The sequence below is a fragment of the Mumia sp. genome (assembly GCF_028803055.1).
GTDB lineage: Bacteria > Actinomycetota > Actinomycetes > Propionibacteriales > Nocardioidaceae > Mumia.
Genome location: NZ_JARBCJ010000022.1, coordinates 19021 through 27159, shown reverse-complemented (window position 1 = coordinate 27159; position 8139 = coordinate 19021). Strand labels below are relative to the sequence as shown.

Below are 8139 nucleotides of genomic sequence, written 5' to 3'. Positions count from 1 at the left end.
CGGGTCATCTCGTCGAGGCCCCGTGCTGTCGGCACGACGAGCTTGGCGCGACGATCTGTCGGGTCTGGCCGACGCTCGACATAGCCGAGGGCCTCGAGCTCGTCGACGAGCTTTCCTACGACCTGCTTGTGCTGGCCGGAACGGTGCGCCAGCTCGGTCGCGCGACTGCCTTCCTCGTCGAGGTAGGCGAGGACGGCGCCGTGGCGGGGGCGTAGCCCGGGGTGGCCTTGAACCGCGAGGTTCTCGAAGAGCTCGTCCTGGACCGCGAACAGCAGGCGGCTGGACAAGATGCCCAGGTCAGGACTCGTTTCCTTGCGCTCACTCCGTCGTGTCACGCCGCCTCGCCTCAGGTAGTCACCTATCTTGACTGTTCGTTTCGGTGACTATACCGTCGTGCCGGTGATCGAAGGGACGGCGGCTCCGGGCTTCGGCCAAGTGCGGGATGCGTTCGAGATCGTCGCCGTCCGCGAGCCCGGCCTGGAGGCTCAGCTCGCGGTCTACAAGGACGGGCGGCAGGTCGTCGATCTGTGGACAGGGCTGTCTGGGGACTCGTTGCTGGCTTTGTTCTCCTCGGGCAAGGGTGCGGTGCATCTCGTCGTCGCGATGCTCGTGCAGGACGCCGTCCTCGAGCTGGACCGTCGAGTGGGCGACTACTGGCCCGAGCTGGGGGTCGACATCACCCTTCGCGAGCTGCTGACCCATCGCGCTGGTCTCATCGGTGTCGACGGAGGATTCACCAGCGAGGAGCTGGCCGACGACCGCCTCCTCGCTGAGCGGCTGGCCGACCAAGCGCCGTACTGGAAACCTGGGACGGCATACGGCTACCACGCGTTCGTCCTCGGCGCGCTCGTCGGCGAGGTCGTGCGTCGGGCAACCGGACAGTCGATCCAAGAGCTGTACCGGGAACGCGTCCGCGAGCCGTACGGACTGGACTTCTTCCTCGGCCTGCCGCTCGAGCTCGAGTCGCGCTACCTGCCGGTGCTGCCGGCGATCGAGCAGCAGCCGTTGCCTGACCCGCACAGCCTCACCGGCATCGCTTTCAACACCCCCACCGATCTCGTCGAGCTCGCCAACACCCGTGCCGTGCGCGCCCTCGGCCCGTCCTCGGCAGGCAGCGTCGGCAACGCTCGCGGGCTCGCCCGGATGTACGCGGCAGCCATCAGCGAGGTCGACGATCGTCCGCCGCTGCTGAGGCCGGAGACCTTGGGCGAGTTCACCAAGCCGCACAGTGCCGGCGTCGATCTCGTCACCGGCGAGCAGGACCACTTTCTGCTCGGGTTCGAAGCGCAGGCCGTGCGGTACCCCCGCCTCGGGCGAGACAGCTTCGGACACAGCGGGGCCGTCGGCGCTCAGGCGTTCGCCGACCCCCGACGCGGTATCGCTTACAGCTACACCCGCCGTCGGTTCCTCGCGGGCGGCGGCGGAGGTGCGCCAGAGAACGTCGACCTCGTGGCCGCTGTGCTCGATGCCTGACCGGCACCGTTTCGATTCCACGTCTCGCCGTACCCGGTCCGTAGACTTTCTGTGGATTTGGCGATCATCCGACGAACCCGTCGGGATGCCCTTAGCCTAAGTCGTACTGCCGTTCTAGTTCTGCGAGGAGGCCGTAGTGGCTACACCTGAGCCGTTGGACGTCCGGCTTCGCGACCAGGATGTGCTCGACGAGATCGAGATGACGAGCAATCTGATGATTGCCGCGTCGGAGGCCGCGGGGCCGTTGAGCCAGCAGGCGGTCGACGAGATCCTCGGGGTCCGGCCCCGCCGCCGCTGCGCCTGATCGACCTGCTCGGCCCGGGTCTGCTGCTGACCGGGAGATGGATGAGGACGCGGGGCGAGGTGCGCGGGAGTAGGGGCAAGGTTCTACCATTGATCCGGCCCACCCACCCCCTGACGGGAGCATTGTCGTGCGGTTGCGAATCCGACCGACCGAAACGTCGTTTTACGACCTCTTCACTGAGCTTGCCGGCCACCTCGTGGACGGCAGCAACCTGCTGGCGCAGATGTTGGACGTCACGGCAGACCGTGATGCGGTCGCCAAGCAGCTCGGCGACGTCGAGCACGCCGCGGATGACACCACCCACGCGATCATCAACCGCGTCAACCAGACGTTCGTCACTCCCTTCGACCGCGAGGACATCTACAAGCTCGCGAGCAGCCTCGACGACGTCATGGACTTCATCGAAGAGGCGGGCGACCTCGTGGTCCTCTACGAGCTCGACTCCCTCCCGTCCCGGATGGCGTCGATGGTCGAGGTCATCCAGCGCGGGTGCGAGCTGACCGCCGAGGCGATGCCGCGACTGCGGACCATGACGGACTTGTCCGAGTACTGGATCGAGATCAACCGACTCGAGAACCAGGCGGACCGCGACTACCGCCGCATCCTCGCCAAGCTCTTCTCCGGCGAGTACAAGGCGCTCGAGGTCCTCAAGCTCAAGGACGTGGTCGAGTCCCTCGAGGACGCCGTCGACGCCCTGGAGTCCGTGGCCAACACGGTCGAGCAGATCGCCGTCAAGGAGTCCTGAGGGTGGACCTCACCCTGGTCATGGTGATCCTCGTGATCAGCGTCGCGCTGATCTTCGACTACACCAACGGCTTCCACGACGCGGCCAACGCCATCGCGACATCGGTCTCCACCCGGGCACTGACGCCGCGTGTCGCCCTGGTGATGGCCGCCATCATGAACTTCATCGGAGCGTTCCTCGGGACCGAGGTCGCCGACACGGTCGGCAGCATCATCGCCGACGGCGTGGAGGGGCAGGGCAACCACGGCCTCACCGTCGTCCTGTCCGCGCTCGTCGGCGCGATCGTCTGGAACCTCATCACCTGGTACTTCGGACTTCCGTCGTCCTCGTCGCACGCGCTGATCGGTGGTCTCGTCGGAGCGGGCATCGCCTCGGCGAGCACGGTCGAGTGGGCCACGGTGGTCGACAAGGTCGCGATCCCGATGGTGATCTCACCTGTGGTCGGCTTCACCGGCGCCTTCCTGCTGATGCTGTCGATCATGTGGATCTTCCGGAACCGCAACCCGCACCGCACCATGCGGGGCTTCCGGTTCGCGCAGACCGTCTCCGCGGCGGCGATGGCGCTCGGGCACGGGCTGCAGGACGCGCAGAAGACGATGGGCGTCATGTTCCTCGCGCTGCTGGCCGGCGGCTACGCGGCTGCCGACGACGGGATCCCGCTGTGGGTCAAGGTCGGGGCTGCCACGGCGATCTCGCTCGGTACCTACTCCGGTGGCTGGCGGATCATGCGTACGCTCGGGCGCCGCATCATCCACCTCGACCCCGCTCGCGGTTTCGCGGCGGAGGCCACCGCCGCAGCGGTGCTCTACGTCATGGCGATCGGCCTGCACGCGCCGGTCTCGACCACCCACACGATCACGTCGTCGATCATGGGTGCCGGCGCGACCAAGCGGTTCAGCGCCGTCCGGTGGGGCGTCGCCCGCGGCATCGTGCTGGCCTGGATCGTCACGATCCCGGCGGCCGCCGCCGTCGCAGCCGCGACGTACGGCGTCGGCAGCCTGTTCCTGCCCTAGCGGCCTCCCAGCACCGCCGTCCAACGACAGCGCCCCTCCGACGTCACGTCGGAGGGGCGCTGTCGCGTGCACGCCATCCGTCAGCCGAAGCGCCCCGTGATGTAGGCCTCGGTCGACGGGTTGTCGGGGTTGGAGAAGATCTTCGTCGTCGCTCCCGACTCGACGAGCTGACCCGGCTCACCCACCCCCGCGAGGTTGAAGAAGGCGGTCTCGTCCGACACCCGCGCCGCCTGCTGCATGTTGTGCGTGACGATGACGATCGTGTACTCGCTCTTGAGCTGCCCGATCAGGTCCTCGATGGCGCTGGTGGAGATCGGGTCGAGGGCGGAGCACGGCTCGTCCATGAGGAGCACCTGCGGCTCGACCGCGATCGCGCGGGCGATGCAGAGCCGCTGCTGCTGTCCGCCGGAGAGCCCGGCGCCGGGGCGGTTGAGCCGGTCCTTGACCTCGTCCCAGAGGTTCGCGCCGCGCAGCGACCGCTCGACGACCGCCTCGGCGGCGTCCTTCTTGAGCCGTCCGCCGTTGAGGCGTACGCCGGCCAGCACGTTGTCACGGATCGACATCGTCGGGAACGGGTTCGGTCGCTGGAAGACCATCCCGATCTCCCGGCGCACGAGCACCGGGTCGACGCCGGCGGCGTACAGGTCGCGCCCGTCCACGCGGACGGTGCCGTCGACCCGGGCGCCGGGTGCGACCTCGTGCATGCGGTTCAACGACCGCAGGAACGTCGACTTGCCGCAGCCCGACGGGCCGATCACGGCGGTCACCGACTGGGCCGGGATCGCCAGTGTCACCCCGCGCACCGCCTGGACGTCGCCGTAGTAGATGTCGAGGTCCTCGACGTCGATGCCGATCGCCGGCCGACGGGATCCACCGCCCACGGCGGTGACGGCCGGAGTCGGAACCGGCGTCGGGACGGAGTCACGGAGTACTGATCGCATGCTCATCGCTTGCCCTTCGGGGAGAAGAAGTAGGTCACGAGTCGGGCCACGAGGTTGAGCACCATCACGATCAGCATCAGCACGAGTGCGGCACCCCAGGCCCGAGCGATGGAGGGCTCCGGCGGGACGCCGGGGCTCATGATGGAGCTGTAGGTGAACACCGGGAGCGTCGCCATGCGCCCGTCGAACAGGGTGAAGTTCGACGAGTCGGTGATGCCGACGGTGATGAGGAGCGGTGCCGTCTCGCCGATCACGCGGGCGACGGCCAGCGTGACCCCGGTGACGAGGCCGGCCATCGAGGTCGGCAGGACGACCTTGACGATCGTGCGCCATCTCGGCACTCCGAGCGCGTAGGCCGCCTCCCGGAGCTCGTGCGGGACGAGCTGGAGCATCTCCTCCGACGACCTGACGACGACCGGGGTCATCAGCACGGTGAGCGCCACGGCGCCGGCGATTCCCATCCGGACGCCGGGTCCGAAGAACACCACGAACAATGCATAGGCGAACAGTCCCGCGACGATCGACGGGATGCCGGTCATCACGTCCACGAGGAAGCGGACCACCTTCGCGAGCCGACCGTCACCGCCGTACTCGACGAGGAAGATCGCGGTCAGCAGCCCGAGCGGGACCGACATCACCGCTGCGGCGGCGGTGATGAGCACCGTGCCCCAGACCGCGTGGTAGATGCCGCCGCCCTCGCCGACGACGTTGCGCATCGAGTAGGTGAAGAACTCCGAGGACAGGACCGGCAGCCCGTTCTTCACGACGGTCCACAGGATCGAGACCAGGGGCACCATGGCCAGCACGAAGGCGCTCGAGACCATGATGGACACCAGCCGGTCGACCGCCTTGCGGCGACCCTCGACCGCACGAGAGAGCGAGGGCAGCCCGATCCCGAGCACCGCCCAGCCGGTCAGCAGCGAGGGGAGGAGCGGGAGGCCGAGGCCGGCCTGCAGGGCGGAGGCGACGACGACCGCCAGCGCCGCGGCGTACCAGCCGGCTCCGCGCGGGAGCCGTGGCTGGTGCCAGCCGCGCAGCGCGAGGGCTGCCTCGTCCCGCTGCGGTGCGGGTGGAGGTGCGAGCGTGTCTCCGCTGCGGTTCCTCGTGCTCATGCGTGTGCTCCCGAGAACTCCTTGCGCCGGTTCACGACGGCGCGGGCGGCGAAGTTGACGGCGAAGGTGATGACGAACAGCACCAGGCCGGAGGCGATCAGCGCGTTCACCGTCAGACCGGAGGCCTCGTTGAACTGGAGCGCGATGTTGGCGGGGATCGTGCTCGGGTTCGTCGAGCTGATGAGGTCGAGGGTGATGACACCGGAGGCCGAGAGGACCATCGCGACCGCCATCGTCTCGCCCAGAGCACGGCCGAGTCCGAGCATCGCGCCGCCGATCATGCCGGAGCGGCCGTGAGGCAGGACGACGGTACGGATCATCTCCCAGCGGGTCGCGCCGAGCGCGAGCGCCGCCTCCTCCAGGAGGACCGGTGTCTGGCGGAAGACCTCCCGGGCGATCGCGGTCACGATCGGCAGGATCATCACGGCCAGGACGACCGCCGCGGTGAGGATCGTCCGCCCCGTGGCCGATGCCGGCCCGGCGAAGAAGGGCAGGAAACCCAGGGTCCTCTCGAGCCACTCGTACGGGCCGACGAGCTGTCCGGCGAGGACCCGCATGCCCCACAGGCCGAAGACGACGGAGGGTACGGCGGCGAGCAGGTCGATGACGTACCCGAGGGTCTGTCCCAGCCGGCGAGGGACGTAGTAGGTGACGAACAGCGCGACCGCGACGGCGAGGGGGACTGCGATGACCAGCGCGAGCGCTGCGCTCCACAGGGTTCCGAAGACCAGGGGGAGCACGAACGACGGGAACGACTCGCCACTCTTGACCTCGTCGGGCGATGCGGTGATCCCCGGGATCCCCTCGGCGGTCAGGAAGATCGCGACGCCGGCGAGGATGGCCAGGATCGTCAGGGCGGCGCCACGGGAGATCCCGAGGAACACGCGGTCGCCGACCCGGCCGGAAGCCGGCCCGGTGTCGGTGGTGTCCCGCGACGGGGACGGGGTGGAGGTTTCGCTCACGGACTGGTCCTCTGGTGGTCACGATGGCGAGCGTCCTGCGGGTGGCCGCCCGACCCCCCGGCTCGGGCGGCCACCCGCAGGAGAGTCACTTCGCCGAGATTCCGTCGACGATGCCGGTGATGCGCTCCTCGAGCGCGCTCGTGAGCGGCGCTGAGCCGGCGCCCTCGGCGGCGGCCTTCTGGCCGTCGGAGCTCGCCACGTACGACAGCCAGCCCTTGACGAGGTCGGCCTTGGCCTCGTCGTCGTACTCGAGGCACGCGATCTGGTACGAGAGCAGGACCGCCGGATAGACCCCGGACTCGGTGGTGGTGTGGTCGATGTCCATCACGATGTGCGTGTCGCCGCGGCCCTCCTTCTGCTTCGAGGCCTCCAGGACCTTGGCGGCGGCCTCCGGGCTGGGACCGACGTACTCCTCGCCCACCTTCAGCGAGGCGACGCCGAGGTCACCGGCCTGGCTCGCGTCGGCGTAGCCGATCGTGCCCTCGCCGCCCTGGACGGCGGCCACGACTCCGGAGGTGCCCTGCGCACCCTCTCCGCCCTTGAGCGGCCAGGTCTCGACCTCGCCTGCGGTCCAACCCTGAGGGCCCGCCGCCGCCAGGTAGGCGGTGAAGTTCTCGGTGGTGCCCGAGTCGTCGGAGCGGTGGACCGGCGTGATCGTCGACGAGGGCAGGTCGGCATCGGGGTTGTCGGCCTTGATGGCCGCGTCGTCCCACGTGGTGACGGTGCCCGCGAAGATCTTGCCGAGCGTGTCGGGTGAGAGCTTGAGGCCGTCGACGCCCGGCAGGTTGTAGATGACCGCGATCGGGCTGACGTAGGTCGGGACCTCGACCACGTCGGAGCTGCAGCGCTTCTCCGCGGCCGCGAGCTCCTCGTCGTCGAGGTACGCGTCGGACCCGGCGAAGTCGGTTCCGCCGGCGAGGAACTGCTCCCGGCCGGCCCCTGAACCCGCGGGGTCGTAGTTGACGGTCACGTCGGGGTTCGCGGTCTGGAAGCCCTGCTTCCACGAGGCGACGGCCGCTTCCTGCGAGCTGGCGCCGGCACCGTTGAGCGTGCCGCTGAGCTCGCTGGTGGTGGCGGAGTCGTCGGCCCCGGCCTCGTTGCCCGCCCCGCAGGCGGAGAGGCCCAGGGCCACGGTCGCGGCGAGCGCCAGGGGCGCAGCGGCGCGGAGCTTGGTGCGGTTCACGGTGTTCTTCCCTCTCTGGGAAACGTCATGTCCAGACTTGTGGTGTCGCTGGTGACGTTAGGCAGCAGAGGTGAAGCGGCAGGCGGACGGAGGTGAACCGCAGGTGAACGCTGCCTGACGAGTTCGGGCGCCGTCCGGCGGCCGTCGGCGTCAGGCGGGCTCTGCGACGCCCGCGAGGTCGCCGTGCCGCGTGCGCTGCAGATAGCGCTCCACGGTGTCCCGGCTCTTGGTCAGGCAGGCGATCTTGTCCTCCAGCGAGCGCATCTCGGCATGGAGCATCTCGGCGACCTGTCGGGTGCAGGAAGGCGAGAGCTCGTCGTCGGCGAGCGCCTCGACGTCGAGGACGACCCGCACGAGCCGGGTGGGGAGGCCGGAGGCGATCAGGCTGCGGATGGACCTGACGCGT

Annotated in this window: 10 protein-coding genes; 4 read left to right on the top strand and 6 right to left on the bottom strand. The window is 69.1% G+C overall.

Annotated features, from left to right (window positions below; translation table 11 throughout):
• A partial coding sequence (locus tag PV363_RS04090; protein WP_301021731.1) for a MarR family transcriptional regulator occupies positions 1 to 335 on the bottom strand: 335 nt, incomplete at its 3' end.
• A 64-nt stretch (positions 336 to 399) separates the two neighbouring features.
• Here PV363_RS04090 and PV363_RS04085 point away from each other — a divergent pair.
• The 4 genes from PV363_RS04085 (at position 400) to PV363_RS04070 (ending at position 3535) form a co-directional block, all read left to right on the top strand.
• Positions 400 to 1473, top strand: coding sequence for a serine hydrolase domain-containing protein (locus PV363_RS04085; protein WP_301021730.1), 1074 nt, complete (start codon positions 400 to 402; stop codon positions 1471 to 1473).
• A 136-nt stretch (positions 1474 to 1609) separates the two neighbouring features.
• Positions 1610 to 1777, top strand: coding sequence for a hypothetical protein (locus tag PV363_RS04080; protein ID WP_220343771.1), 168 nt, complete (start codon positions 1610 to 1612; stop codon positions 1775 to 1777).
• Between the two features lie 127 nt (positions 1778 to 1904).
• Entirely contained in the window at positions 1905 to 2522 is a 618-nt protein-coding gene (locus PV363_RS04075) for a DUF47 family protein (RefSeq protein ID WP_220343323.1), read from the top strand.
• Between the two features lie 2 nt (positions 2523 to 2524).
• On the top strand, positions 2525 to 3535 hold the full coding sequence (locus PV363_RS04070; protein ID WP_301021729.1) for an inorganic phosphate transporter: 1011 nt from the start codon (positions 2525 to 2527) through the stop codon (positions 3533 to 3535).
• A gap of 80 nt (positions 3536 to 3615) precedes the next feature.
• Here the strand turns inward: PV363_RS04070 and pstB are convergent, their stop codons facing one another.
• The 5 genes from pstB to PV363_RS04045 all read right to left on the bottom strand — a co-directional run.
• Entirely contained in the window at positions 3616 to 4482 is an 867-nt protein-coding gene (gene pstB / locus PV363_RS04065) for a phosphate ABC transporter ATP-binding protein PstB (protein WP_255560595.1), read from the bottom strand.
• Complete coding sequence (pstA, locus tag PV363_RS04060) at positions 4479 to 5588, bottom strand: phosphate ABC transporter permease PstA (RefSeq protein WP_220346020.1); 1110 nt, start codon at positions 5586 to 5588, stop codon at positions 4479 to 4481. The genes pstB and pstA overlap by 4 nt, the downstream gene beginning before the upstream one ends.
• Entirely contained in the window at positions 5585 to 6550 is a 966-nt protein-coding gene (pstC, locus tag PV363_RS04055; RefSeq protein WP_301021728.1) for a phosphate ABC transporter permease subunit PstC, read from the bottom strand. The genes pstA and pstC overlap by 4 nt, the downstream gene beginning before the upstream one ends.
• An 85-nt stretch (positions 6551 to 6635) precedes the next feature.
• Positions 6636 to 7733 (bottom strand): phosphate ABC transporter substrate-binding protein PstS, encoded by a 1098-nt coding sequence (gene pstS, locus PV363_RS04050; protein ID WP_301021727.1) that lies wholly within the window; start codon positions 7731 to 7733, stop codon positions 6636 to 6638.
• Between the two features lie 150 nt (positions 7734 to 7883).
• Positions 7884 to 8139 (bottom strand): hypothetical protein (locus PV363_RS04045; protein ID WP_301021726.1); only part of this gene is annotated, 256 nt, incomplete at its 5' end.